Source organism: uncultured Altibacter sp., from assembly GCF_963972995.1.
Lineage (GTDB): Bacteria > Bacteroidota > Bacteroidia > Flavobacteriales > Flavobacteriaceae > Altibacter.
The window spans coordinates 30,735-55,659 of record NZ_CAXAXI010000012.1 but is presented as its reverse complement, the minus strand read 5'-3'; the positions used below and the strand labels follow the sequence as shown (position 1 = coordinate 55,659).

Sequence of the window (24,925 nt, the reverse complement as noted above, 5' to 3'; positions counted from 1 at the left end):
AGGGTTTTTTTTTGACTTTTATGTTCTTCTAAAGCTTACGCTCTTTCGGCGGTGAGCTGGGCGATGTTAACGATCACTTCAATAGCTTTTTGCATGCTCTCCACAGGAACATACTCATATCGTCCGTGGAAATTATGTCCGCCCGCAAAGATATTGGGGCAGGGGAGTCCCATGTAGCTTAACTGCGAGCCGTCCGTTCCTCCACGAATGGGTTTGATCAAAGGTGTAATACCAGCCTTTTTCATAGCTTCTTCCGCTATATCCACAACATGCATTACCGGTTCGATCTTTTCCCGCATATTGAAATACTGATCCTTGATCTCCACGGTAACGGCTTCGCGCTCATACTGTTCATTGATATCGTCTGCCAACTTCAACAGCATCTCTTTGCGGGCCTCGAAATGTTCTCGATCATGATCCCGAATGATGTATTGAAGCTTGGTGTCATCGACACCACCCTTGATGCTGTACAAATGGAAGAATCCTTGTCGGTCCTCGGTATGCTCAGGTGTTTCCAACCTGGGGAGAGAATTGATGAAATCTGTGGCGATATACATACTATTGATCATCTTGCCTTTGGCATATCCGGGATGAACGATCTTACCTTTAATACTTACTACGGCGCCTGCCGCGTTAAAATTCTCATATTCCAATTCACCTACCTGGCTTCCGTCCATGGTATAGGCCCATTCCGCTCCAAATTTCTGCACATCGAACTTATGTGCTCCGCGACCAATTTCCTCATCGGGGGTGAACCCTACACGAATCTTTCCATGTTTAATCTCGGGGTGTTGTATGAGATATTCCATGGCCGATATGATCTCAGCGATACCTGCCTTGTCATCAGCGCCTAGTAAAGTGGTGCCATCGGTGGTGATTAAGGTCTTTCCTTTGTACAATAGCAGCTCCTCAAAATCATCCGGTGACAGTATAATATTTTCAGTTTCATTAAGGACAATATCTTTGCCATTGTAGTTCTCTATGATCTGAGGTTTTACATTTGCCCCGGTAAAATCGGGAGTTGTGTCAAAATGGGAAATGAATCCAATAACCGGCACTTCATGATCCACATTTGAGGGCAAGGTTGCCATAATATAGGCATGTTCGTCTATGGTTACCTCCTCCATGCCAATACTTTTTAATTCTTCCACCAATGCATTGGCCAGATCCCATTGTTTCATGGTACTGGGGGTTGTGTCGCTTTCAGGATCACTTTCGGTGTCCACGGTAACATAACCTATAAATCGGTTGATGAGGTGTTGTTTGTCGATCATATTACTAGATTTTCAGTACAAATTAAAACATATTCAAATTAACTATTACGCACTTTAATACTATTTTTGCAAAAGATTTTCACACCTATGTACAAAGCGATTCTTCGGCCCATCCTGTATCTTTTCGATCCTGAAAAAATTCATCACACCACCTTCTCACTCATTCGATTTATGAACCGAATAGGAATGGGAGGACTTTTCCGAAGCATGTACCATGTGGAAAATCCCGTATTGAAACGAGAACTTTTCGGACTTAGTTTTCCAAATCCGGTTGGTTTAGCCGCCGGCTTCGACAAAGACGCGAAACTGTATCGCGAGCTGTCCAATTTTGGTTTCGGGTTTATTGAGATCGGGACGCTTACGCCTAAGCCTCAAGCGGGGAACCCTAAAAAAAGATTGTTCCGTTTGGTGGAGGATGAGGCACTCATTAACCGAATGGGTTTCAATAATGGTGGCGTTGAAGAAGCGGTAATGCGATTGAAGAAGAATCCTTCAGGGAAAGGACATGTGCTTATTGGAGGAAATATTGGGAAGAACAAGGCCACACCTAATGAAGCAGCTGTTACCGATTATGTGATCGGTTTTGAGGCATTGTTCGATCATGTCGACTATTTTGTGGTGAACGTAAGTTCTCCAAACACGCCTAACCTGAGAGCGCTTCAGGATAAAGAACCGCTAACGCAACTGCTACGGAAGCTTCAGCAGCAGAATGCTGAAAAGCTAAAGCGTAAACCCATACTGTTAAAGATTGCTCCGGATCTTTCCGAAGCGCAATTGCTGGATATCATCGACATCGTTTCAGACACTAAAATAGATGGGGTCATCGCTACCAACACAACGATCTCCCGCGAGGGTCTGGAATCACCTGCACGGCAGGAAGTCGGTGGTCTGAGCGGAAAACCCCTTACCGAACGCTCGACCGAAGTGATCCGGTTCCTCTGTGAAAAAAGTAACAATGCTTTTCCGGTCATTGGGGTCGGGGGCATCCATTCACCCAAGGATGCCCTTGAAAAATTGAATGCCGGTGCAAGTTTGGTGCAACTGTATACCGGCTTTATCTATGAAGGTCCCAAGCTTGTAAAGGAGATAAACAAAGCCTTAGTGAAGCAGCAACAGGCATGATCGAGCACCTGTACCTTTTTATCTTAGCAACGCTGGCGTTGGCACTTTCTCCCGGTCCGGACAATATTTATGTGCTTACGCAATCCTTGACGAACGGAGCCAAAAGTGGTATTGCGACCACGGCGGGACTCATTAGCGGCTGTATCGTACACACAACGTTACTGGCCTTTGGAGTGTCTGCTTTGATTACCGCTTCGGAAACTCTTTTCTATGCGATCAAGATACTAGGTGCCCTTTATCTGTTGTACTTGGCGTATAAAGTTTTTAAAAGTGATGCGGAGATATCCTATGCGAACAGTGCCCCCGAAAAGTCAACCCGCGAGCTGTTCAAGATAGGCGTAATCATGAATTTGCTAAATCCGAAGGTCATGATCTTTTTCTTGGCGTTCTTTCCGGCTTTTTTATGGGATCCTTCTGAAAACACCGTTCTCCAATTTTATATTTTAGGAATGACCTTCATGGTAGTTTCATTTCTCACTTTTAGTGCCATCGCCTTGTTGGCCGGAAGTATTAAGCGTTTTCTCACTCAGGGAAAGACTGTTGGACTTGTTTTAAAATGGCTTCAGATACTTGTTTTTGTCGGAATCGCTTTGTATATCATGATCCCTTAGATTTTTTGAATGAATAGAATTTTCCCTGCTCGGGAATTTATATCTTTATCCTAATGCAACACGTCAAGATCATAGAATGTCCCAGAGATGCCATGCAAGGTATCAAAGACTGGATACCTACCAACGAAAAAGTCGAGTACATTCAATCCTTACTGCGATGTGGTTTTGACACCATTGATTTTGGTAGTTTTGTATCACCCAAGGCCATCCCGCAAATGCAAGACACAGCCGCGGTTTTGGCGCAATTGGATCTAACGCAAACACAAAGTAAGTTGTTGGCAATAGTTGCGAATGTTCGGGGGGCTGAGACGGCGGTACGATATCCTGAGATCAAGTATCTGGGATATCCTTTTTCCATTTCTGAAAATTTCCAAATGCGCAATACACACAAGACCATTGCGCAGTCCATCGATATCTTACAGGAGATCTTGGATCTGGCAGACCAACATTCTAAAGAAGTGGTTGCCTACCTATCTATGGGTTTTGGAAACCCGTACGGAGACCCCTGGAATGTTGCTATTGTAGGGGAATGGACCGAGCGGCTTTCGGCCATGGGAGTAAAGATACTTTCCTTGAGTGACACCGTAGGCACTTCCACTCCCGAGATCATTACCTATTTGTTCTCTAATCTCATTCCAAAATATCCACACATCGAATTTGGAGCACATTTGCACACCACGCCTACCGCATGGCATGAAAAGGTCGATGCAGCGTACAAAGCCGGTTGTCGTCGCTTTGATGGAGCCATTCAAGGGTTTGGCGGTTGCCCTATGGCCAAGGATGAATTGACCGGTAACATGCCTACGGAAAAGATGCTAAGTTATTTTACGGCGGAAAAAATTGACAGTGGTATCAACCCCATGTCCTTTGAAAGTGCACATAATCAAGCCACTAAGATCTTTACAAAATACCATTAATATGAAATTACTGTATTATTCTTCCATGCTTTTCTTGTTGGTGTTGCTGGCGTGTAAACCGCAACAAAGTCCAGGATCCGCCGGAACGGATGATGGGGTTATAACGTTTACCTTTATTCAGCTTAATGATGTGTACGAGATCGCACCCTTAAGCGGAGGAAAGTATGGCGGATTGGCTCGTGTCGCTTATGTACGAGATTCCATTGCAAGCCTAAATCCGAATACGTTTCTTTTCATGGCCGGAGATTTTTTAAATCCGTCGCTACTAGGAACTATTAAGTATGAAGGGGAACGTATTCAAGGGAAGCAAATGATAGAAGTGATGAATGCTATGGAGTTTGATCTCGTAACATTTGGCAATCATGAGTTTGATATAGGCGAAGCAGGTCTTCAAAAACGATTGAATGAATCCCGGTTTTCATGGACGACTGCCAATGTGCGCCATGTGGCGGGCGGGGATACCATTCCTTTTGTGTATGAGCGGGAAAACAATACGATTCCGGTGAATGATACGCATCATCTTAATGTGACCGATTCCGACGGAACCATGGTCACCCTCGGTTTCTTTAGTGTCACCTTAGATTCCAATCCGCAGGACTTTGTATTCTATGGCGATGTGCTTTCCGAAGCAAAAAGGGCATATCAGGATCTGGAACCCACGACCGATCTTGTCTTCGGGTTGACGCATGTTACCTTGGAACAAGACACCGAATTGGCTCGACAATTGCCTAAAGTACCACTGTTTATGGGCGGTCATGAGCACAACAGCATGCGAATACCCACGGCAAACGGAACGATCGTAAAAGCCGATGCGAACGCAAAAACGGTCTACGTGCATACAATCATGTATAATACCCAAACAAAAGTACTTGAAATCGATTCGAAATTGCTGCCTATAGATGAACGAACACCTTCCAACCCTAAGGTGGCGGCCATCGTGGAAAAATGGGATGAAATTTTACAGCGATCTGTTTCGGAGGTAATCGACAATCCCAACGAAGTGATCTATGTGGCAGATCCGCCTCTGGATGGAACCGACAGTGCAAGTAGGGGCATACAGACCAATTTAGGAGCGATCATAACGCATGCGATGGCACGCTCTTTTACCCACGATGTAGATGGTGCTTTGGTAAATGGCGGTTCCATTCGGTTGGACGACATGTTGGCAGGGGACGTGACAAGCTTGGACATCTTTAGAGTGCTACCGTTTGGAGGTAATGTAGTTAAGGTAGACATGGAAGGTGCCCTGTTATTAGAGGTGTTGGACTACGGGAAGGCAAGTGGCGGCACAGGAGCCTATTTACAACGGTACAACATCTCAGAAAGTACTTCAGGAGGATGGTTGCTGGGAGGCGAAGCAATAGATGAAGACAAAACGTACACCATTGCTTTTAGTGACTTCTTGTTAAAAGGATACGATATTCCGTTCCTAACACCAAAGCATCCCGGTGTATTGGAGGTCTATGAACCCATGGAAAACGAAGCCGCTTCCGATATTCGGAAGGCTGTGATACTCTATCTAAAATCTAAAAAACAGGAACCATGAAAAAAATACTAAAGATTTTCCTCGTTTTGGCATTGATCGCCTTAATCGTCATTCAATTTATACGTCCGGAGAAGAATCAGGCAGGATATGAAAGTGTCATGGCTTTTGAAAGGGAGACAAAACCTTCGGCACAGGTTGCCTCCCTGCTGAAAGAGAACTGCTATGACTGCCACAGCAATCATACACAATATCCGTGGTATGCCGAAATAGCTCCCTTTTCATTTTGGCTGGCAGAACATATAGAACACGGGCAGGGTCACTTTAACGTGTCTGAATGGGAAAGCTACTCGGCAAAGAAAAAGGACCATAAGCTGGAAGAAGTGATCGAAATGGTAAAAGAGGGAGAAATGCCATTAGATTCGTACACATGGATTCACGGGGATCTTTCGGAAGATGAAACCGTACTTTTGCTGCAGTGGGCCACTGTGGCAAGGCTTCAGTATAAAGCGCAGTTGGAAATTTCCGGTAATAAATAGTTCACTTTTAAACATTTATAACATGACATTAAAATTTATTTAAATTTATTCTAAATAAGCTTGTGAGATCTTCAATTTGATTTTATTTTTGCGGCTGAAAAACACACCTATTTATATTCAGTCTAAATAAAAATCATGAGAAATCTAACAATTCTAGCCCTATTATTAGTTACTTCATTTAACATGGCGCAAACCGCCAACGATTCTATTTCGGTAGATCCACAACTTCAACAGAACGCTGCGCAACGTATCCTTTCCGGAAATTATGGGAAAGCCGTTACTATTGGTGCGTATGGAGAGATCAATTACAATCAGCCGGAAGGAGACAACGGCGAATTGGACGTACAGCGTCTGGTTGTACTGTTGGGATACAAGTTCAATGAAAAGACACAGTTCGTATCGGAGATCGAGTTTGAGCATGTGGAGGAAGTGTTCGTTGAACAAGCTTTTGTAAACTATGCCGTGAGTGATAATCTGAGTTTGCGCGGTGGATTGATGCTGGTACCCATGGGTATTGTGAACGAATTCCACGAACCAACCACCTTCAATGGTGTGGAACGTCCTGCAGTAGACAATAGTATTGTTCCTACTACGTGGCGTGAGATTGGAGTAGGGGTGACGGGTCGTTTTCCCGATGCTTCCTTAGGGTATCAAGCGTACATTTTTAACGGCTTCAAATCTACGGTTTCAGACGGAGAAGGAGGGGCCACCGGTTTTCTTAGCGGAAGCAGCGGCCTGCGCGGCGGACGTCAAAAAGGGATACAATCTACCATTGATTCACCTACTTTTTCTACAAAATTGGATTATTACGGAATACCCGGTTTGCGATTGGGACTGTCGGGATATTTCGGAAGGACCCAAGCCGAAGATGATGTTGAAATCTTGGACGGAGCCGATATTGGAATCGCAATGGTGGGTGTTGATGCCCGATACGGATATCAGCGTTTTACCGCAAGAGGACAGTTTATTTACGCTTCTTTGAACGATACCGAAGCATATAACAATCTTACCGGGCGTGATTTGGGAAGCGCTTTGCAAGGGTATTATATTGAAGGAGCCTACAATTTATTACCGCTTACCGCCAAGCAACGTCTCTTTGCTTTCGCACGATATGAGAATTACGATACGCATGCCGACACCGAAGGCGGCCTTGTAAGAAATGATGCGTACAACCGAACCGATATCACTACCGGATTGAGCTATCACATCGCACCCGGGGTAGTATTGAAAGGAGATTATCAGTTTAGAGACAACAATGTAGAGAACGGAGATGTGGACGACCGCTTGAACTTTGGGATCGGCGTATGGTTCTAAGTTGCTAAAGATGTTTATTAGCCGGGATGCCTCTTGTACACACAAGAGGTATTCCCATTTAAAAATTTTATGAAGTCCGAATAGTTAAATACCTTTGTATCATGATTAAAAAATTGCCCTTCCTTGTTGTGTTTGTACTTTTGTTGAGTGCATTCACCATTCCGTCAAATGTTGAGAAGAAAGCCGATAAGGTAATGGAGAAGTTCTTCGATACAGATATCATTAGAAAGGAGACTATTACTATTTCTGAAGCGGATCAAGAAAAAGTCCCTTCCCGGTTTAGTGAAGAGAATCTGTTCAAGGTATTTGTAAATAATACGTTTGCCGGTTATGGGTATATTGGGAATGCCCCCAGTAAGACCGCTACGTTCGACTATCTGGTGCTTTTTGATAAACAATTCATTATTACCAAGAGCAAAGTATTGATCTATCGTGAAGAGTACGGCGGCGAGATTGGAAGTAAGCGTTGGTTGCAGCAGTTCGACGGCGTTGCGGCGGGTGCCAAAGAGCTTCGGTATAACCAAGAGATCATCCCTATTAGTGGAGCTACTATTTCGGTGCGAAATATGACCAAAGCCGTGAACGATCTGTTACAGAGTATCTCCATCCTTCAGAAGCAAAATAAACTGTAATGCAACTACACGGACGCATTCATACCCTTCCTAAGCATATAAAACAGTTTATTGCGGCCTTTGTAGTGGTCTTGAGCATAGGTTATGGAACCGGATTATTATTTGTAGGACAGACCGATACGACCACACCCCATGGCATTGAGGAGAATTACTTAGGGAATGAAGATGTAGCGGATCCCGAGGTGATGAAATTTAAAAAAGGGGAGCGTGAGATGCTCACCATTTTGCATACCCATATCTTATCGATTTCTTTTATCTTTTTCTTCTTGGGAGGACTGTTGGCCCTGACGTCCCTCCCTCAAAAATGGAAAGCCTTCTTAATGATCGAACCCTTTGTTTCGATCGTATTTACCTTTGGCGGCATTTATTTGATGTGGCAAGGGATCTCTTGGATGAAGTATGTTGTGATGATCTCCGGCACGGTGATGACGGTGGTTTATGTGGTAGGGGCCGGTGCGGTTTTAATTCAGTTGTTTAAAAAACAATAATTCTCAACTAAATATAGTATATTTGCACGCAATTAATACGTAACCACTTTCGGTACTTCGGAAGTTAATTTTAATTGCGATGACTGCACACAACGACAAGATTCTTGGAGAAGGCCTTACCTACGACGACGTACTTTTAGTGCCTGCCTATTCTGAAGTATTACCCCGAGAAGTTTCTATAGAAACCAAATTTTCCCGAAACATCACCTTAAATGTTCCAATCGTTTCCGCAGCCATGGATACGGTTACCGAAAGTGCTATGGCCATTGCCATGGCCCGTGAAGGGGGTATTGGCGTGTTGCATAAGAACATGACCATCGAGCAGCAAGCGGCCGAAGTTCGCAGAGTGAAAAGAGCCGAGAGTGGGATGATCCAAGACCCGGTAACGCTTTCTAAAGACGCCACCGTGGGCGATGCCCAGCAGACCATGAAGGAGTACAGTATTGGTGGGATCCCTATTACAGATTCCCACGGAAAGTTAATAGGTATCGTGACCAATCGTGACCTTCGGTTCGAGAAGAATTATGACAGAAAGCTCAGTGAAGTGATGACCTCCGAAAATTTGGTCACCGTTGCCCAAGGGACCTCCTTAAAAGAAGCCGAGATAATCCTTCAGAAGAACAAGATCGAAAAGTTGCCTGTTGTGAACAGAGAAGGAGCCTTGTTAGGGCTTATCACGTTTCGCGATATCACCAAACTAACACAGAAACCTACCGCAAACAAGGATCAATACGGAAGACTACGCGTCGCTGCTGCCTTGGGTGTAACTGCAGATGCTGTGGAACGCGCCGAAGCCTTAGTAGCGGCACAAGTAGATGCCGTTATTATCGATACCGCACACGGACATACCAAAGGGGTGGTTGCTGTACTCAAAGAAGTTAAAAAGAAATTTCCGCAATTGGATGTGGTCGTCGGGAACATCGCTACCGCCGAAGCAGCCAAATATTTGGTCGATGCCGGTGCCGATGCCGTAAAAGTAGGCATTGGACCCGGTTCTATTTGTACAACACGCGTAGTGGCCGGCGTAGGATTCCCGCAATTCTCGGCCGTACTGGAAGTTGCTGCAGCGATCAAAGGTAGTGGTGTGCCCGTGATTGCCGATGGAGGAATACGTTATACAGGAGACATCCCTAAAGCCTTAGCCGCGGGAGCCGATAGTGTTATGTTGGGATCCTTATTGGCAGGTACCAAAGAATCTCCCGGGGAGACCATCATCTACGAAGGACGTAAGTTCAAGTCGTATCGAGGAATGGGATCTGTGGAAGCTATGAAGCAAGGGTCTAAGGATCGCTATTTCCAGGATGTGGAAGACGACATAAAAAAATTAGTTCCCGAAGGAATCGTAGGCCGTGTGCCGTATAAAGGGGACCTTGTGGAGAGCATGACACAGTTTATTGGCGGACTTCGTGCCGGAATGGGCTATTGTGGTTCCAAAGATATTGAGACTTTACAAGCTACCGGAAAGTTTATCAAGATCACCTCATCGGGGATCCATGAAAGCCATCCGCATGATGTGACCATCACTAAGGAAGCTCCTAATTACTCAAGGTAATTTCCTACAATTTATAGTATTTGCTTGGCAACCTTTTCGTATTTGGGTATCTTTATGTAAAGACACCCTGCCATGCGATTTAAAATTACACTTCTAAATTCACTTTTCCTTTTGTTTAGTATGTTGGTGTTCAGTCAACAAGGCGCCTTGGATCCTACATTTGGGGAGGATGGGATCGTGATAACCGATTTGAATCAGAATGAATTTGTCTTTGACATGGTTATTCAGCCGGATGGTAAAATTTTAGTGCTGGGAGGCATGCTAGTTGACTCATCTTTTGGGTATTTTATAGCAAGATATCTACCAAATGGCTCTTTGGATATGTCATTTAACAACGTGGGCTACGTTCAAGACACTTTTGGCCCTTACCAAGATGTCATGACGAGAATTTCGTTACTTCCCGACGGAAGTTTTTTTATTTCAGGGAGGTCAATACAAGTAGGATCTCAAGACGATAAAGTAGTTGCATTAAAATTTGATGAAGTTGGACAGCAACTTTCAGGAGTTTGGATAAACACCACCTCCGGGAATGATGTTGCTAACGGCGCTGTACTTCAAACGGATGAAAAATTATTAATCACGGGAGCTTCTCCAAGTTCAACCGGAAATTCAACCGATATAAGTTTAATTAGAATACTTTCAAATGGACTACCAGACGCGTCATTTGGAAATAACGGAAGAATCACGACCCATGTTGGATCAAATTACAATTCGGGATCAGCCGTGAAACAATTGCTCAATGGTAAAATAATAGTAGCAGGAGAAACGAGGGAGGGCACTTCTAATAATAATATTGTATTGCTTCGTTACAATTCAAATGGTACATTGGATACAAGTTTTGGAAACAGCGGATATACAATCACAGATACCGGTAGTCTAGATGACAAAACAGTTGCTATGCAAGAACTAAACAACGGAAACATTTTGCTAGGAGCGTTTAATGGAACTAATTCCATTTTGTTGGAATACACAAACAATGGCGCTTTGAATACTAATTTTGGCACCGGAGGCATGGTTACTACGAATACAGAAGGAATATATGGGGTTATGTCGCTTTACATAAGGGATGGTAGTAAGATACTAATGTCTGGATTCAATACTGATACTAATCAAACTAGCTTGGTATTGTTTCAGTTTCATTCAAACGGCGAATTGGATGAAAGCTTTGGTAATTCAGGTATGATTAGTATTTCTCTAAATGCGATCCCTGCTTTTACGGGAATTAGCGGCATAAAACTTCAAAATGATGGTATGGCGGTTCTTGCGTATTCATCGCTTCAACCGTCTGACATTGTTTTGGCTCGTTATTTTATTAGTTTAGAGTTAGGAATAGTGGATTTTAATGATATACAATTGCATCCTTTAATCTATCCCAACCCAATTGCTTCGGAAACAACTTTAGAATACACCCTTTCTCAAGCCGAAACGATCTCAATCACCTTATACGATTTCTCCGGGAAGTTGATACGTACGTTTCTTTCTTCCGAAGGTAAAGAGGCAGGAGACCATAAACACACCTTAGCCTTCGATGGCATTGCTACCGGAAATTACGTACTAAAACTTAGTAATGGGAGTGCAACAAGAACTATTCAACTCATAAAAAAGTAATCAATGAAATACGCTAGTTTTCTTACATTAATTTTAGGTCTTACGTTGCTAAGTACGGCTGCAGGACAAAATGCCGGATATCTTGATGTAACCTTCGGTGATTTTGGAATTGCGCCCTATACGGACAATAATGATCATCGAAATGAATTTTGTGGTGTTCGATCCGATGGGTCTATAATATCGGGTGGCGGTAATTGGGGAGCAGGCTATATGATCACTTGCTATAACCCCAATGGCACCATAGATGAAAGTTTTGGTCAACAAGGTGCAGCCCAGACTATTTTTTTAGGGAATGAAGGTAGTGGGACGGCTGTGGCATTTAGCGCATCGGGAGAAATTTATGTGGCCGGGACGGCAGGATACGGATCCAGTGGTGTCCCATATTCAAGGAGAATGACCGTATCGAAATTTACGAACAATGGAGCGATACCGGATGATTGGGGCAACGGTACTAAAACAATTGACTATGGAACTTCTGCAGATACCGGTAGTGATATTCTAATCCAGCCGGATGGCAAAATAGTAGTTGTTGGTTCTTCATACAATGGAAATAATGCCGATTTCGCCATAGCAAGATTACATCCAGATGGTTCTTACGATACTACCTTTAATGGAAGTGGAAGGGTGAGAACAGATATTGCAAACAACGTGGATGGGGCATATTCCGTATCTTTATTTGAGAACGGCAAGCTCCTCTTGGTGGGTATAACACTTACCTCTCAACCGCAACAAAAGAATCTTGCCATGGTGCTTTATAATGCAAATGGCACCATAGACACTACTTTTGGTGTTGAAGGAAAAGTTATTATGCCTATAGGAACGGAGCTGTTGGTCTATGATGCTGAAATAGACATGGAAGGTAGAATCCTAATTGTAGGCGAAGCTTTTGACGGTAATACTCAGAATATGTTTATTACAAGGTACCTTCCGAACGGTATTTTGGATACTACTTTTGCAGAAGAGGGCATTTACTTTAAGCCTTTACTCAATGAAAATGATTCTGTGGGTTATAATGTAGCTATTCAGTCGGATGGAAAAATTCTTGTAGGCGGACAAATTTATATTGACGGACGTAATTATTTACTATGTCGCTTCAGTGAAGACGGTGTTCCAGATGACACCTTTGGCGAAGGAGGTTTCTCTGTAGGGAATCTGGAAGGCGGGTTTTTTCGGCTTAAAGGAATGGACCTTCAAGAGGATGGTAAAATTATTGTAAGCGGCAATGGTTCATTTGCATTGATGCGGTTCTTGGCAGAATCCCAAGGAACTGTTATAGAAGAACCCGGTGATGATACTAAAATTTCTGTGTATCCTAATCCTTTACAAAGTGAGGCTGTCGTGAATTTTAAGTTCCGGGGAACCAGAGCAATTACGTTAGCTCTTTATGACATTTTTGGACATCCTGTTGATGTATTTTTATCAAATGAAGTGCGAAACTTAGGCGTTTACCACGAAAGGATCTTCATAAACGGAAATGTGCCTCCCGGAATCTACTTTTTAATATTGAGTGATGAAAAAGAAATCCTTTCCTCCCATAAGATTATTAAACAATAAGACTACTTCTTTTCCTCGGGCAACGTGATGCCCAGCTCGTTTAGTACAGCCAAGGTGAGGTCAAAATTCTTATCTATATACACCACATTTTCATTCATTTGAAGTATTTGGGTATATTTTCCGGCTTCGGCTACGGTCTCCATGGCGGTGCCAATTTTCTTATACAGTGGGCGTAGCAACTCGTCTTGTCTAATTACTATCAATTGACTCCCGTTCTTCTGAAATTTTTCCAGATCGTCTTCCATGGCTACGATCTCTTTTTGTTTTTCCTGTTTCTGAAGCAGGGTATACATAGCTTCTTCCTGCTGATACGTGTCTACCAAAGTGTTGTAGGCAGCCATCTTCTTCTCGAAATCGGCATCCAGACCCTTGGCGTATTCTTCCACTTGTTTCTGTACGGAGGGTAGTTCCGGCATCTTGGACAAGATAAAATCCACATCGATAGTGCCTACTTTAGATTGCGCAAAGCCGCTTACACATATGAATAAAAGAAATAACTTGAAGAATTTCATATTATACTGTTTTATTGGGTTGCAATACTACTAAAAATTTTGCTAAAGACTTACTTTTTAACAGCTTGTTACAACATGGGAGTATTCGTTCGTCTATAAAAAATATAGTCGGTAGCAATCGGGGACACGCCCTGTAGCTTCAGTTCACTCATGATCTGTCCACGATGATACGTGCTGTGATTAATGACGTGGTACAGGATGTCCTGTATACTGTTTTCAAAGAATTCACCCCTTGTGTTGACATAGGAAACCGTTAGGTCAAGGTGTTGATTTGCAAGTATGGAAAGACTTTCGGCATAGTGCGCATCATTGATCTCGCCAAGTTCATCTCGTTCAAAAAGATGCCAAACGCCATAATGTGGTTGGGTAGCAAGTATACGGCTGTTCCAAATATGCTGCGCATTGAATGTATGGCTCAATAAGGTCTGTGCTCTTTCTGAATAGGCTTCGGGAGTTTCCGCCAGCAATGTGATCATCTTGTGGTTACAACTGTGATTATATTCAAACAATGTCTTAAAAAAATCTTTCATGTTTCAGAAACCTTTTGTCCGCGATTGGGTTTTAGTCTGCTGCGTAACGATTCCATAAGGTCCCAGGGTACAATGAGGAAAGCGATTGTGTGCATATCACTAAGGGGCTCGGTTCCGGTTTGTGCATTTGGGATCCCTTCGGCTACAGCAAATTCTTCCAAATGTTTGGCATGATGTGCGGCAATGGGTTGGGCATTCGGACCGCGAAAATCCCAGATAAGCTTGACACGCGCCGTCATTTTACCTCTTGAACCGACGTACCATGTTCGGCAAAGTTCTTAAAATCGGTAAGATACTTCATAGATTGTTTCTTAAAAGCACCGGGCATAACCCAGCCCATGAGCTTCATCGCGAAACCTTGGAATTGAAATTCAGATTCCGAGATCCATTTTGTTGAATTGTCGTCGATCTTCTTAAAATAGTTTCTCTGAATGTTATGAACTCCCTTGGCATCGTAGGTTGCGTGGAACTCTTTGGGAAACTGATTTTTTAAAATCGTTTCAATAAGTACCATATCGCGTTTGCCCATTTTATACTCAAGTTCCATGGTCGCACCTTCAGTACCCGGAGAGCCGTTTAGCGTTTTGTAAGCTACCAGTCCGCGTTGCCAATGTTTCATGTTTTCCGGATTGTCCAGTTTTTTAATGACCTCTTCACGAGGCAGGTTGATGGTGATTTCACAACTGTATTTCATGGTTTGATCGTTTAGTTGCTTTGCAAGGTACATTTTTGGTATAATTTCTGCAAAGAATGAAGCACTATAATCCAAGGAAAAACGTTCCTGTAATGTGACTTGCGTAACGCTTGCTTTTTGTTATTTTTGCCAGATTACTTTAAACATAGAATGTAAAAATGAATACAAAGTTAGGATCCCTGTTTTTTGTGCTTTTGTGTAGTATTTCCCTGTTTGCTCAAGAGAAAAAAGAAGTACTTCTTACCATAGACGATGTTCCTGTCTATACTTCTGAATTTAAACGTGTATACAAAAAGAATTTGGATTTGGTCCAGGATGAATCACAAAAGAACGTAGAGAGCTATTTGGATTTGTTTATTGATTATAAACTGAAGGTGGCGGAAGCCTATGATCAAAAATTACACGAAAAAGAAGGGTATCGCTCTGAGTACGCAAAGTATCAAGAGCAATTCTCCCGTAACTATCTGTACGAAGATAAATTTGTTGACGACCTGGCTTTGGAAGCCTATAACCGAAGTTTAGAAGACGTAGACGCCAGCCACATATTGGTACTATCGGGTCTTGATGATGTACCCCAAGATACGCTGGCTGCGTATAACAAGATCCTTAAGATACGCGAACGAGCGTTGAAAGGGGAGGATTTTGAAGTCTTGGCGAAGGAAACTTCCGAAGAACCTGCCGCAAAGGAATCTGGAGGAAGGTTGGGGTACTTCTCTGTATTTTCCCTAGTGTATCCTTTTGAAACTGCGGCCTACAACACGCCTGTGGGTGGCATATCGGATATTGTACGTACGCAATACGGATATCACATTATAAAGGTGCATGATAAGAGAAAACGTGCGCCGGAGATTACAACGTCACATATCATGGTGTCCGATAAAGAAGATGCGACCCGTACGTTTAATCCGAAAGAACGTATCCAAGAAATTTATCAATTGATTCGGCAAGGAGAATCTTTCGAAAGTCTTGCCAAGCAATTCTCAGATGATAAGAATTCGGGCAAGCAAGGAGGAAAACTCAACAAATTCGGAAAAGGAGATCTTCGCTCCAAAGAATTTGAAGAGGCGGCGTACGCTTTGGAAAATGTAGGAGATATCTCAGAACCAATCAAAACAGATTTTGGTTGGCATATCATTCGATTGGATGAGGTACATCCTATCCTTAGTTATGAAGAAATGAAGGCTGGTCTGGTACAGAAAGTAACAGACATGCCCCGGTCTAAAAAGATTACGAATCAGATCAATAAAAAGATAAAAGAAAAGTACGGCTTTCAGATGAAGAATGATCCTACTCCCTTCTTTACGGAATTCTTAGACGAGAATGCCTTGAAACGACGTTGGACCTATGACACACTCGAACCTGCAAAGAATAAAGTCATCTTTACCGTGGGAGATCGTCCTGTACATTACCGGGAATTTGCAGATTATATTGTAAAAAGACAACGAGAACTAAGACCTTTCAAGACCCTTGAAAATTTGGTAGAGGTTATGTACGATGAATTTGAAACAGCCGAACTGAAAGCCTATTTCCGCGATCGATTGGAAGACGAGAACGAGGATTATGCCGCCGTCATCTCCGAATACCGCGACGGACTCCTTATTTTCGATGTAATGAACAAGAATGTTTGGAACAAAGCAAAGAAAGACTCTCTAGGCTTGGACACGTATTTCGCTTCGGTACGCAACAAATATCAATGGGGACAACGTGTTGAAGGAATGATCGTTTCGGCTACCACGAACGAAGCTGCCAAAAGCGCGCTACAATTGTTAGAGCAGGGCAGCACCGCCGAAGAGATCAAATCGAAACTGAACACACAAGAAAAGATCAATGTGATCGTTACATCCGGGATATTTGAAATTGGAGAAGCCGATCTTCCCGAAGATTTTGAAGTACGCACCGGTGTATCCAAGATACATAGAATTGGCGAATCCTATGTGTTGGTCAAGGTCGATAAGATCTTGCCCCCCGGGCCTAAGACCTTAGAGGAGGTAAGGGGTAAGGTGTTGAGCGATTACCAGAACCATGTGGAAGAAAACTGGATGCAGTCATTGCGCTCAAAATACAAGGTGGAAGTAAATAAAAAAGTATTGAAGAAAGTAACCAAAGAGTTGGAGTCGTAATGGGGAAGGTAATTGGTATATTCATGTGTGTGATGGTGTTGACGTCTTGCGAGTATTTTAAGCAAGAGACACAACGTACACCTATCGCCAGAGTGAACGACAACTATCTTTATGAAGAAGATATTCAGCAACTTGTTTCAGAATCCACCTCGAAGGAAGACAGTACGCTTATTGTTTCCAACTATATCAATCGCTGGGCGCGGCAGCAGCTGTTACTCAACAAGGCTGCGATCAACCTACCGCAAGATCAACTCGACACCTACAATAAGTTGGTACAGGAGTACAAGAACGAACTCTATACAGAGGCGTATAAGAATGCAATTGTAACTAAACAATTGGACAGTACGGTTTCTGAAACCGAATACGAGGATTTCTACGCATTGAACAAAGAAAATTTTAAGCTAAATGACGAATTGCTGAAGGTTCGCTATATTCATGTGGCAGAAAATTATTCCAATCTTTCATCGACACGTCAAAAGTTAGATCGTTTCAATAAAAAGGATAAACAAGATCTCAATGAGATCAGTATTCAGTTTAAGAAATTCAATTTCAATGACTCCATGTGGGTAAAAAAGAAGTCATTGGTAGAAGAAATTCCCGCATTGAGCGCCCAAAATGAGCAATTGTTAAAAAAATCCAATTTTACTCAGTTACAAGATTCATTAGGAGTATATTTGGTGAAAATTCAAGATGTTCTTACTACGAACGATATCGCGCCGCTTTCCTACGTTCGGCCCACCATCAAACAGATCATTCTAAACAAGCGAAAGCTCGAACTCATCAAGAACCTAGAAAAAGATATTATTAATGATGCTATTAAAAACAAAAATTTTGAAATTTATCAAGAACAATAGCCTATTGTGCATGATGTTGATGCTGTGGATGTCCGGTGCTAGCGCACAGGAAGTAGTGACCGTAGACAGCACGGGGGTAGCCAAAAGCAATGATGCAGTGTTGGTAACGCAAGTCGAAAAAGATACGGTTCAGCCATTTAAGCGTTTTAAAGCCGAAGGCGTGAGTGCTGTGGTTGGTGAATACATTGTTTTGGATAGCGATATCGATAAGAGTTATCTGGAACTGGAAGCACAAGGCATTTCTACAGACGGCATCACGCGTTGTCAGCTCTTCGGAAAGTTGCTGGAGGACAAGCTCTATGCACACCATGCCAAACAAGACAGTATCTTGGTGCCCGATGCAGAGATCAATCAAAAGATCGAGCAGCAATTACAATACATGATTAGCGAACTAGGCAGCGAAGAGAAGGTTGCCGCTTACTACCGAAAGGATAATCTAGCCGATCTCCGTGCCGAACTTTTTGAAGTGAATAAGACCCTAAAACTTGCTAGTGAAATGCAACGTACCATTGTGGAGAAAGTGGAGGTTACCCCTGAAGAAGTGCGAAATTTTTTCTATTCTATTCCTGAAGATGACCGCCCCGTTTTTAGTGCCGAGGTAGAAGTTGCCCAGATCGTTATCGAACCGGAGGTTACCGAAAAAGCCAAACAGGATGTTATTGACAGGTTAAATGAGATGCGTGCAGACGTTGTGGATAATGGCGCTAGTTTTGCCACCAAAGCGGTGTTGTATTCTAAAGATGGAAGTGCCGCTAAAGGAGGTCTAATAGGTTCAATTACCAGAAATTCTCCCCTTGCTAAAGAGTTTAAAGATCAGGCTTTCTCCTTACTGGAGGGGGAAGTTAGTGAACCTTTCGAAACCGAATTTGGTTTTCATATACTATATGTAGAAAAAATACGCGGGCAAGAGGTAGATGTTCGTCATGTGATACTCTTCCCCGAGGTTTCGCAAACAACCATCGATGAAGCTCGAGCCAAAATAGATTCTATTCGCACTCAAATCGTAAGTGGCGCCATCACCTTTGCAGAGGCTGCGAGACAATATTCCGATGAAAAGGAAACCCGTTTTAACGGAGGACAATTGGTAAATCCGGTTACCGGTGACACGCGGTTTGATCTCACTAAAATGGATCCTACGCTTAGTGCACAGGTATACAACCTAAAGAAAGATGAAGTGTCTAAAGTATTTACAGACCGCGATTATACAGGAAAAAGCAGTTTTAAGCTTTTAATGGTCACAAATAAATACGATGAGCATACAGCTGATTATGTGAAGGATTATGAAAAGATAAAGGAACTTGCTCTCAAAGAAAAGCAAATCGAGGCAATTGGAGAATGGCAGGATAAAAAGATAAAGGAAACCTATATTCATGTGAACGAAGATTATATGAATTGCGATTTCTCAAGCAATTGGTTAAAAAAATAAGAAGTAGCACATGTCAGACGTAACAGCAGTAGAACAATTAGTACAAAAATATTCGGCTTTACGGCAAGAGATCAAAAAAGTGATCGTAGGCCAAGATGAAGTAGTGGAACAAGTGCTGCTGTCTATTTTCTCGGGTGGTCACGCCTTGCTTATTGGTGTTCCGGGCTTGGCAAAGACCTTGTTGGTCAATACGGTAGCTGAAGCGTTGGGCCTCAAATTCAAGCGTATTCAATTTACACCGGACCTGATGCCCAGTGATATTCTGGGGTCTGAGATCCTAGATCAAAACAGAGAGTTCAAATTTATAAAAGGTCCCATATTTGCCAACATTATCTTGGCCGATGAGATCAACCGGACTCCTCCAAAAACGCAGGCAGCCCTCTTAGAAGCAATGCAGGAACGCGCTGTTACCGTGGCGGGTCATCATTATAAACTGGACCTGCCTTATTTTGTATTGGCAACACAAAACCCCATAGAGCAGGAAGGAACCTATCCGCTGCCCGAAGCGCAACTGGATCGCTTCATGTTTGCCGTGAACCTTGATTATCCCTCTTTTGCTGAAGAAGTAGAAGTAGTGAAGGCAACCACTTCAGGGGAATCGACCAAGGTCAATCCATTGTTCTCTGCAGAAGAGATCATTCAATACCAACAGCTCATAAGAAGAATTCCTGTCGCCGACAATGTGGTAGAATATGCCGTGACATTGGTGGGAAAAACCAGGCCCAAGAGCCAAGCGGCTCCATCACAGGTTAAGAACTATATTGATTGGGGAGCAGGACCTAGAGCTTCACAAAACTTAATCTTAGGCGCAAAAGCGAACGCTGCCTTGCACGGAAAGTTCTCACCGGACATTGAAGACGTGCAGAAAGTCGCCGTAGGGATTCTTCGTCATCGCCTTATTAAGAATTACAAGGCTGAAGCCGAAGGACTCACTATCGAAGAGATAATTACAGACCTTTTTTAGAACGTCTACTTACTTCAAATTACTACCTTCGCTTTAAGGAACCTACCTTAAAACGATGACACGAACATATTCCGAACGTATTTTTGGATTGGACCTCATGAGGGCGGTCGCTATTCTAAGCGTGGTACTGGGTCATGCGCTCTGGATCTATCCCGATGCTCAAGGTGGTATTGTTCCATTGCTGAAAATAATGGCTGTGAGTGGCGTAGAACTGTTCTTCGTACTTAGCGGATTCCTTATTGGTCGTATTCTGTATAAGATTATCACTTCGGAAACGTTTCATTCCAATCAATTAAAATATTTTTTGGTAAGGCGATGGTTCCGAACGTTGCCAAATTATTACCTAATTCTCCTCATAAATATTTTAGTGGTGCTTTCTTTAGGCCGAACCTTACCCGAATCTTTGTTTTCGTATTTTTTCTTCCTTCAGAATTTTGGTTCCGGTATGGGGCTGTTCTTTACCGAATCATGGAGCTTACCCATTGAAGAGTTCGCCTACATAATTGGGCCGTTTCTGTTGTATCTTTCAGTATTGGTGCCTTTTAAGGCACCTAGATCTATGCGTTTTCTTTACGTGACCTTACTCATCATTGCTTTTTTTATGGGTGCCAAACTACTGTATCATTTTAACACCGGCGCTACGACACCCAACGAATGGAATACACAATTAAAAGCAGTAGTGCTTTATCGTATCGATTCTATCTACATTGGCGTATTGGCGGCGTATGTATCCATGACACATTCGGCATTCTGGAAACAATATAAGGGAGTGCTGGTTATAAGTGGGATGGTTCTCTTTTGTGGAATGCTGCTCTGTATCGCATTTTTTCAATTGGGGTATGAGACTCATCCTTTTGTATGGAATGTACTCTATCTTCCATTTGGATCAATATGCATGGCCTTGACCCTTCCTTTTCTTTCCCAATGGAAGCACAGCCATGGCTGGTGGTGTAAAAGCGTGACCCGTATTAGCATTATTTCCTACAGTATGTATTTGCTTCATTACTCTATTATTTTGCAACTTATGCGAAACTTGGTTTCAATCGATTCGCTAGGCGAAGGAGCCAAAGCGCTCTATGTTGTAACGTATCTTGGTATCACTATAGGACTTTCTTACCTGTTGTATCGTTTTTATGAAAAGCCAATGATGGATCTACGGGATCGGCCGGATATCACTCAATATTTCCGAAGATAATAAATTGTTATTTTCATAATTATCATAATAAAAAAATATTATATACTTAATAATTCATACATATTTTACATATATCATAAATTATATGCAGCAATAACAAGCTTTCATTAAATATTTTTAAATAATCTCTAATTTTTGTACTTTTGCTACACTTCAAAAAAATTAATAGGATACTATGGCATTTGATACTGACATGATAAAAGGCGTTTACGCACAAATGAAAGAACGCGTGGACAAAGCAAGAGAGATTGTTGGAAAACCACTAACACTTTCAGAAAAAATTCTCTACAATCACCTTTGGGATGGAATGCCTACCAAAGCCTATAGAAGAGGGAAGGATTATGTCGATTTTGCCCCGGATCGAATTGCGTGTCAGGATGCAACTGCACAAATGGCTTTGCTGCAATTCATGCAGGCCGGAAAACAGAAGGTGGCTGTGCCAACCACAGTACATTGTGATCACTTGATACAAGCCAAACAAGGTGCGGCAGCCGATCTAAAACGAGCGAATGAGACTAGTAACGAGGTGTTCGACTTTTTGGAGTCGGTTTCCAATAAATATGGCATTGGATTCTGGAGACCCGGAGCAGGGATCATTCACCAAGTAGTCCTTGAAAATTATGCATTCCCGGGGGGAATGATGATCGGGACCGATTCACATACCGTGAACGCCGGTGGCCTAGGAATGGTTGCCGTAGGCGTAGGTGGTGCCGATGCCGTGGATGTGATGGCAGGGATGCCTTGGGAATTGAAATTCCCTAAGCTTATCGGTGTTAAATTAACCGGAGAACTCAGCGGATGGACTGCTTCAAAGGATGTTATCCTGAAAGTAGCAGGCATCCTTACCGTAAAAGGCGGGACCGGCGCTATCTTAGAATATTTTGGACCGGGAGCTCGTAACTTGTCGTGTACCGGAAAAGGGACTATTTGTAATATGGGCGCCGAGATTGGTGCAACCACTTCTACATTTGGATACGATGACTCCATGGAGCGATTTCTTCGTGCTACCGATCGCTCTGAGATCGCCGATGAAGCTAATAAACTAAGGGAGTATCTTACGGGAGACCCGGAAGTCTACGAAAATCCCGAAGCTTATTTTGACCAAGTGATCGAGATCAACTTATCGGAATTGCGACCACATCTTAACGGACCTTTTACACCGGACCTTGCCACTCCTGTGGGACAACTCGGTGAAAAAGCCCGTAAGAATGATTGGCCTATTAAGGTTGACTGGGGCTTGATTGGTTCGTGTACTAACTCTTCTTACGAAGACCTTACTCGTGCCGCATCCATTGCGCAACAAGCGATCGATAAAAAATTGAAACCTAAAAGCGACTTCGGAATCAACCCGGGATCTGAACAAATCCGCTACACGGCAGAACGTGACGGTTTATTGCAGGTGTTTGAGAATTTGGGCGCCACTATATTTACCAATGCCTGCGGACCGTGTATCGGGCAGTGGGATCGAAGTGATTTGAAAGGGGATGAGAAGAATACTATTGTGCATTCTTTCAACAGGAATTTTTCTAAACGAGCAGATGGTAACCCAAACACCCATGCTTTTGTGGGATCTCCGGAAATGGTCGCAGCCATCGCAATCTCGGGACGTCTCGATTTTGACCCTATGAACGATACACTCCTCAACGAGGATGGGCAAGAAGTAAAACTGGACGAACCTAGAGGGATCGAATTACCTCCTAAAGGATTTGAAGTGGAAGATGCCGGTTATCTCGAACCGGTTGAAGACGGAAGCAAGATCGATGTGAAGGTGAGCCCTACTTCAGAGCGTCTGCAATTGTTAGAACCCTTTGAACCTATAAAGGACAGTGACCTTCAAGGGGTAAAACTTTTAATTAAGGCATTTGGGAAGTGTACAACCGATCACATCTCGATGGCAGGTCCTTGGCTTCGATTTAGAGGCCACCTCGATAACATTTCAAACAACACCCTTATCGGTGCCGTAAATGCCTTCAATAAGAAGACGAATTTTGTAAAGAATCAGCTAAACGGCGAATACGGTGGTGTGCCCGATGTGCAGCGAGAGTACAAGGCCAAAGGTATCAAGACCATGGTGGTAGGGGATCACAATTACGGTGAGGGATCGTCACGAGAGCATGCGGCAATGCAACCTCGATTTTTGGGCGTGGCTGCCGTTTTGGTTAAATCGTTTGCGCGAATTCATGAAACCAACCTTAAAAAACAAGGGATGCTTGCGCTTACATTCGCAAACGAAGCCGATTACGATAAGATACAGGAGGACGATACGTTCAATTTTGTGGATATTTCTGATTTTTCTGAAGGAAAACCGCTCACCATCGAGGTCGTTCATGCCGATGGAAGTAAAGACACCATTAAAACGAACCATACGTATAACGAAGCACAGATTAAATGGTACCGCGAAGGATCGGCGTTGAACCTGATCAAAAAGCAGAATGCGAAATAATTTAAGTTTCCATACGAACACTCCCGCAACCGCGGGAGTTTTTTGTTTACTATAATGAAATTTTTAAAGAAACACTGGAGTAACCTCGTTTTTTTGGTTGCCATAGTCTTACTTATACTTCCGCAGACACGGGTTCCTATACAGGTGTTCGTACAGCGGTTGATTGCCTGGAGTCCTTCTGAAATAGCTTCGGAAGAACGAGTCACCGTAACAGAGTACGATTGGCCTTTGCAAACACATACTAGGGAAGAAGTTAATTTTTCCCGCTCCGAAGGGTCTGTTGTATTGGTCAACTTTTGGGCCAGTTGGTGTCCGCCGTGTATCGCCGAAATGCCCTCCCTTCAGAAATTACACAACGACTACGGTGATGTTGTCGATTTCTATTTTGTTACCACTGAAGAACTAACGGTCGTGAACCAATTCCTTCAGAAAAAATCATATCAACTACCGGTTTATGTCTCAGGACAACGTCCGCCCGCGGCTATGGATTATCAATCTTTGCCTACTACTTTTCTCATTTCAAAAGAAGGAAAGATCGTAATGCGCAAGGAAGGTGCCGCCGATTGGAATTCGGAGAAGGTTCGAGAGACGATAGCCCTGCTACTCGCTGAATAACTCCTACTTCAGTTGTTTTTCGAAACAAAGACTGTTTTCCATTTCTTGATACTGACCGTAGTTGGGAATGGGCGTATACTGTTCTTTTGTATAAAGCCGAACTGCTTCTATTTGCCTTTTGCCTGTCTCCAGGATACAACGATTATACCCCAGTTCCCGCGCCCAGTCTTCCAATTCCTGTAAAACGTTGCCGGCCAATCCTGTCCCTCGTGCCTGCGGAACCGTAAACATACGTTTTACCTCCATTGTATTATCGTCATAATGCTTAATTGCGCCACAACTCACAGGTTTTTTATGCACATAAATAACCACTACGTGTTTTATGTGATCCAGTTTGTTGTATTGATTATAAAAGGCGTGTTCATCCCCATCTGTCACAGCGAGGTAGCTGTCTAATTGACGTACCAAGGAAATAAAGTCATCATTGTCAGAATGTGTTCTAAGGATTGTTTTCATGATATCTACACCATTATTGCGT

At 43.0% G+C, this 24,925-nt stretch carries 24 protein-coding genes; 18 read left to right on the top strand and 6 right to left on the bottom strand.

Annotated elements, in window-relative coordinates:
- Positions 1–35: 35 nt before the first annotated feature.
- Entirely contained in the window at positions 36–1,274 is a 1,239-nt protein-coding gene (pepT, locus tag AACZ11_RS07015) for a peptidase T (RefSeq protein WP_290624968.1), read from the bottom strand.
- 87 nt (positions 1,275–1,361) lie between these two features.
- Between pepT and AACZ11_RS07010 the strand changes: the two genes are divergently transcribed.
- The 11 genes from AACZ11_RS07010 to AACZ11_RS06960 all read left to right on the top strand — a co-directional run bounded on the left by AACZ11_RS07010 (position 1,362) and on the right by AACZ11_RS06960 (position 13,094).
- Positions 1,362–2,396: a quinone-dependent dihydroorotate dehydrogenase gene (locus AACZ11_RS07010; RefSeq protein ID WP_290624987.1), complete on the top strand. Its 1,035-nt coding sequence runs from the start codon at positions 1,362–1,364 to the stop codon at positions 2,394–2,396.
- Positions 2,393–3,007 (top strand): LysE family translocator, encoded by a 615-nt coding sequence (locus AACZ11_RS07005; RefSeq protein WP_339831939.1) that lies wholly within the window; start codon positions 2,393–2,395, stop codon positions 3,005–3,007. Before AACZ11_RS07010 ends, AACZ11_RS07005 begins: the two co-directional genes overlap by 4 nt.
- A 53-nt stretch (positions 3,008–3,060) precedes the next feature.
- A complete protein-coding gene (locus tag AACZ11_RS07000; RefSeq protein WP_290624966.1) occupies positions 3,061–3,924 on the top strand; it encodes a hydroxymethylglutaryl-CoA lyase in 864 nt (287 codons plus the stop codon).
- Between the two features lies 1 nt (position 3,925).
- Positions 3,926–5,470, top strand: a complete 1,545-nt coding sequence (locus tag AACZ11_RS06995) for a bifunctional metallophosphatase/5'-nucleotidase (RefSeq protein WP_290624965.1) — start codon at positions 3,926–3,928, stop codon at positions 5,468–5,470.
- Positions 5,467–5,946 carry a heme-binding domain-containing protein gene (locus AACZ11_RS06990; protein ID WP_290624964.1) on the top strand — a complete coding sequence of 160 codons (480 nt, stop codon included), beginning with the start codon at positions 5,467–5,469 and terminating at the stop codon, positions 5,944–5,946. Before AACZ11_RS06995 ends, AACZ11_RS06990 begins: the two co-directional genes overlap by 4 nt.
- A gap of 135 nt (positions 5,947–6,081) precedes the next feature.
- Positions 6,082–7,260, top strand: a complete 1,179-nt coding sequence (locus AACZ11_RS06985; protein WP_339831935.1) for a hypothetical protein — start codon at positions 6,082–6,084, stop codon at positions 7,258–7,260.
- Positions 7,261–7,361: 101 nt separating this feature from the next.
- Entirely contained in the window at positions 7,362–7,892 is a 531-nt protein-coding gene (locus tag AACZ11_RS06980; protein ID WP_290628068.1) for an FMN-binding protein, read from the top strand.
- On the top strand, positions 7,892–8,380 hold the full coding sequence (locus tag AACZ11_RS06975; RefSeq protein WP_290628066.1) for a hypothetical protein: 489 nt from the start codon (positions 7,892–7,894) through the stop codon (positions 8,378–8,380). The genes AACZ11_RS06980 and AACZ11_RS06975 overlap by 1 nt, the downstream gene beginning before the upstream one ends.
- 79 nt (positions 8,381–8,459) lie before the next feature.
- A complete protein-coding gene (gene guaB / locus AACZ11_RS06970) occupies positions 8,460–9,932 on the top strand; it encodes an IMP dehydrogenase (protein WP_290628064.1) in 1,473 nt (490 codons plus the stop codon).
- Positions 9,933–10,004: 72 nt separating this feature from the next.
- Entirely contained in the window at positions 10,005–11,540 is a 1,536-nt protein-coding gene (locus tag AACZ11_RS06965) for a T9SS type A sorting domain-containing protein (RefSeq protein ID WP_290628062.1), read from the top strand.
- 3 nt (positions 11,541–11,543) lie between these two features.
- Positions 11,544–13,094: a T9SS type A sorting domain-containing protein gene (locus AACZ11_RS06960; protein WP_290628060.1), complete on the top strand. Its 1,551-nt coding sequence runs from the start codon at positions 11,544–11,546 to the stop codon at positions 13,092–13,094.
- 2 nt (positions 13,095–13,096) lie between these two features.
- Here the strand turns inward: AACZ11_RS06960 and AACZ11_RS06955 are convergent, their stop codons facing one another.
- From AACZ11_RS06955 to AACZ11_RS06940, 4 genes are all read right to left on the bottom strand, one after another.
- Positions 13,097–13,606: an OmpH family outer membrane protein gene (locus AACZ11_RS06955; protein ID WP_290628058.1), complete on the bottom strand. Its 510-nt coding sequence runs from the start codon at positions 13,604–13,606 to the stop codon at positions 13,097–13,099.
- A gap of 68 nt (positions 13,607–13,674) precedes the next feature.
- The gene (locus tag AACZ11_RS06950) at positions 13,675–14,136 is read right to left on the bottom strand and encodes a DinB family protein (RefSeq protein WP_290628056.1); all 462 of its coding nucleotides are present in this window, start codon (positions 14,134–14,136) and stop codon (positions 13,675–13,677) included.
- On the bottom strand, positions 14,133–14,375 hold the full coding sequence (locus tag AACZ11_RS06945) for a hypothetical protein (protein WP_290628054.1): 243 nt from the start codon (positions 14,373–14,375) through the stop codon (positions 14,133–14,135). Before AACZ11_RS06945 ends, AACZ11_RS06950 begins: the two co-directional genes overlap by 4 nt.
- Positions 14,372–14,830, bottom strand: coding sequence for an SRPBCC family protein (locus tag AACZ11_RS06940; RefSeq protein ID WP_290628074.1), 459 nt, complete (start codon positions 14,828–14,830; stop codon positions 14,372–14,374). Before AACZ11_RS06940 ends, AACZ11_RS06945 begins: the two co-directional genes overlap by 4 nt.
- 158 nt (positions 14,831–14,988) lie before the next feature.
- Here AACZ11_RS06940 and AACZ11_RS06935 point away from each other — a divergent pair, with 158 nt between their 5' ends.
- From AACZ11_RS06935 to AACZ11_RS06905, 7 genes are all read left to right on the top strand, one after another.
- Positions 14,989–16,950, top strand: a complete 1,962-nt coding sequence (locus tag AACZ11_RS06935; RefSeq protein ID WP_290628053.1) for a peptidylprolyl isomerase — start codon at positions 14,989–14,991, stop codon at positions 16,948–16,950.
- On the top strand, positions 16,950–17,804 hold the full coding sequence (locus AACZ11_RS06930; RefSeq protein WP_290628052.1) for a peptidyl-prolyl cis-trans isomerase: 855 nt from the start codon (positions 16,950–16,952) through the stop codon (positions 17,802–17,804). Before AACZ11_RS06935 ends, AACZ11_RS06930 begins: the two co-directional genes overlap by 1 nt.
- Positions 17,782–19,230 (top strand): peptidylprolyl isomerase, encoded by a 1,449-nt coding sequence (locus AACZ11_RS06925; RefSeq protein WP_339831925.1) that lies wholly within the window; start codon positions 17,782–17,784, stop codon positions 19,228–19,230. The genes AACZ11_RS06930 and AACZ11_RS06925 overlap by 23 nt, the downstream gene beginning before the upstream one ends.
- A gap of 10 nt (positions 19,231–19,240) precedes the next feature.
- The gene (locus AACZ11_RS06920) at positions 19,241–20,194 is read left to right on the top strand and encodes a MoxR family ATPase (RefSeq protein ID WP_290628050.1); all 954 of its coding nucleotides are present in this window, start codon (positions 19,241–19,243) and stop codon (positions 20,192–20,194) included.
- 55 nt (positions 20,195–20,249) lie between these two features.
- Complete coding sequence (locus tag AACZ11_RS06915; protein WP_290628048.1) at positions 20,250–21,389, top strand: acyltransferase; 1,140 nt, start codon at positions 20,250–20,252, stop codon at positions 21,387–21,389.
- Positions 21,390–21,564: 175 nt separating this feature from the next.
- Positions 21,565–23,832: an aconitate hydratase gene (locus AACZ11_RS06910; RefSeq protein ID WP_290628046.1), complete on the top strand. Its 2,268-nt coding sequence runs from the start codon at positions 21,565–21,567 to the stop codon at positions 23,830–23,832.
- Between the two features lie 93 nt (positions 23,833–23,925).
- Entirely contained in the window at positions 23,926–24,447 is a 522-nt protein-coding gene (locus tag AACZ11_RS06905; protein ID WP_339831922.1) for a TlpA disulfide reductase family protein, read from the top strand.
- A gap of 3 nt (positions 24,448–24,450) precedes the next feature.
- Here AACZ11_RS06905 and AACZ11_RS06900 read toward each other — a convergent pair whose 3' ends face one another.
- A complete protein-coding gene (locus AACZ11_RS06900; RefSeq protein ID WP_290628042.1) occupies positions 24,451–24,903 on the bottom strand; it encodes a GNAT family N-acetyltransferase in 453 nt (150 codons plus the stop codon).
- Between the last annotated feature and the right edge of the window lie 22 nt (positions 24,904–24,925).

Bases quoted from the DNA above. Each gene is read 5' to 3' on its own strand.
- pepT (WP_290624968.1), bottom strand. From the start codon at position 1,274: ATGATCGACAAACAACACCTCATCAACCGATTTATAGGTTATGTTACC.
- AACZ11_RS07010 (WP_290624987.1), top strand. From the start codon at position 1,362: ATGTACAAAGCGATTCTTCGGCCCATCCTGTATCTTTTCGATCCTGAA.
- AACZ11_RS07005 (WP_339831939.1), top strand. From the start codon at position 2,393: ATGATCGAGCACCTGTACCTTTTTATCTTAGCAACGCTGGCGTTGGCA.
- AACZ11_RS07000 (WP_290624966.1), top strand. From the start codon at position 3,061: ATGCAACACGTCAAGATCATAGAATGTCCCAGAGATGCCATGCAAGGT.
- AACZ11_RS06995 (WP_290624965.1), top strand. From the start codon at position 3,926: ATGAAATTACTGTATTATTCTTCCATGCTTTTCTTGTTGGTGTTGCTG.
- AACZ11_RS06990 (WP_290624964.1), top strand. From the start codon at position 5,467: ATGAAAAAAATACTAAAGATTTTCCTCGTTTTGGCATTGATCGCCTTA.
- AACZ11_RS06985 (WP_339831935.1), top strand. From the start codon at position 6,082: ATGAGAAATCTAACAATTCTAGCCCTATTATTAGTTACTTCATTTAAC.
- AACZ11_RS06980 (WP_290628068.1), top strand. From the start codon at position 7,362: ATGATTAAAAAATTGCCCTTCCTTGTTGTGTTTGTACTTTTGTTGAGT.
- AACZ11_RS06975 (WP_290628066.1), top strand. From the start codon at position 7,892: ATGCAACTACACGGACGCATTCATACCCTTCCTAAGCATATAAAACAG.
- guaB (WP_290628064.1), top strand. From the start codon at position 8,460: ATGACTGCACACAACGACAAGATTCTTGGAGAAGGCCTTACCTACGAC.
- AACZ11_RS06965 (WP_290628062.1), top strand. From the start codon at position 10,005: ATGCGATTTAAAATTACACTTCTAAATTCACTTTTCCTTTTGTTTAGT.
- AACZ11_RS06960 (WP_290628060.1), top strand. From the start codon at position 11,544: ATGAAATACGCTAGTTTTCTTACATTAATTTTAGGTCTTACGTTGCTA.
- AACZ11_RS06955 (WP_290628058.1), bottom strand. From the start codon at position 13,606: ATGAAATTCTTCAAGTTATTTCTTTTATTCATATGTGTAAGCGGCTTT.
- AACZ11_RS06950 (WP_290628056.1), bottom strand. From the start codon at position 14,136: ATGAAAGATTTTTTTAAGACATTGTTTGAATATAATCACAGTTGTAAC.
- AACZ11_RS06945 (WP_290628054.1), bottom strand. From the start codon at position 14,375: ATGACGGCGCGTGTCAAGCTTATCTGGGATTTTCGCGGTCCGAATGCC.
- AACZ11_RS06940 (WP_290628074.1), bottom strand. From the start codon at position 14,830: ATGAAATACAGTTGTGAAATCACCATCAACCTGCCTCGTGAAGAGGTC.
- AACZ11_RS06935 (WP_290628053.1), top strand. From the start codon at position 14,989: ATGAATACAAAGTTAGGATCCCTGTTTTTTGTGCTTTTGTGTAGTATT.
- AACZ11_RS06930 (WP_290628052.1), top strand. From the start codon at position 16,950: ATGGGGAAGGTAATTGGTATATTCATGTGTGTGATGGTGTTGACGTCT.
- AACZ11_RS06920 (WP_290628050.1), top strand. From the start codon at position 19,241: ATGTCAGACGTAACAGCAGTAGAACAATTAGTACAAAAATATTCGGCT.
- AACZ11_RS06915 (WP_290628048.1), top strand. From the start codon at position 20,250: ATGACACGAACATATTCCGAACGTATTTTTGGATTGGACCTCATGAGG.
- AACZ11_RS06910 (WP_290628046.1), top strand. From the start codon at position 21,565: ATGGCATTTGATACTGACATGATAAAAGGCGTTTACGCACAAATGAAA.
- AACZ11_RS06900 (WP_290628042.1), bottom strand. From the start codon at position 24,903: ATGAAAACAATCCTTAGAACACATTCTGACAATGATGACTTTATTTCC.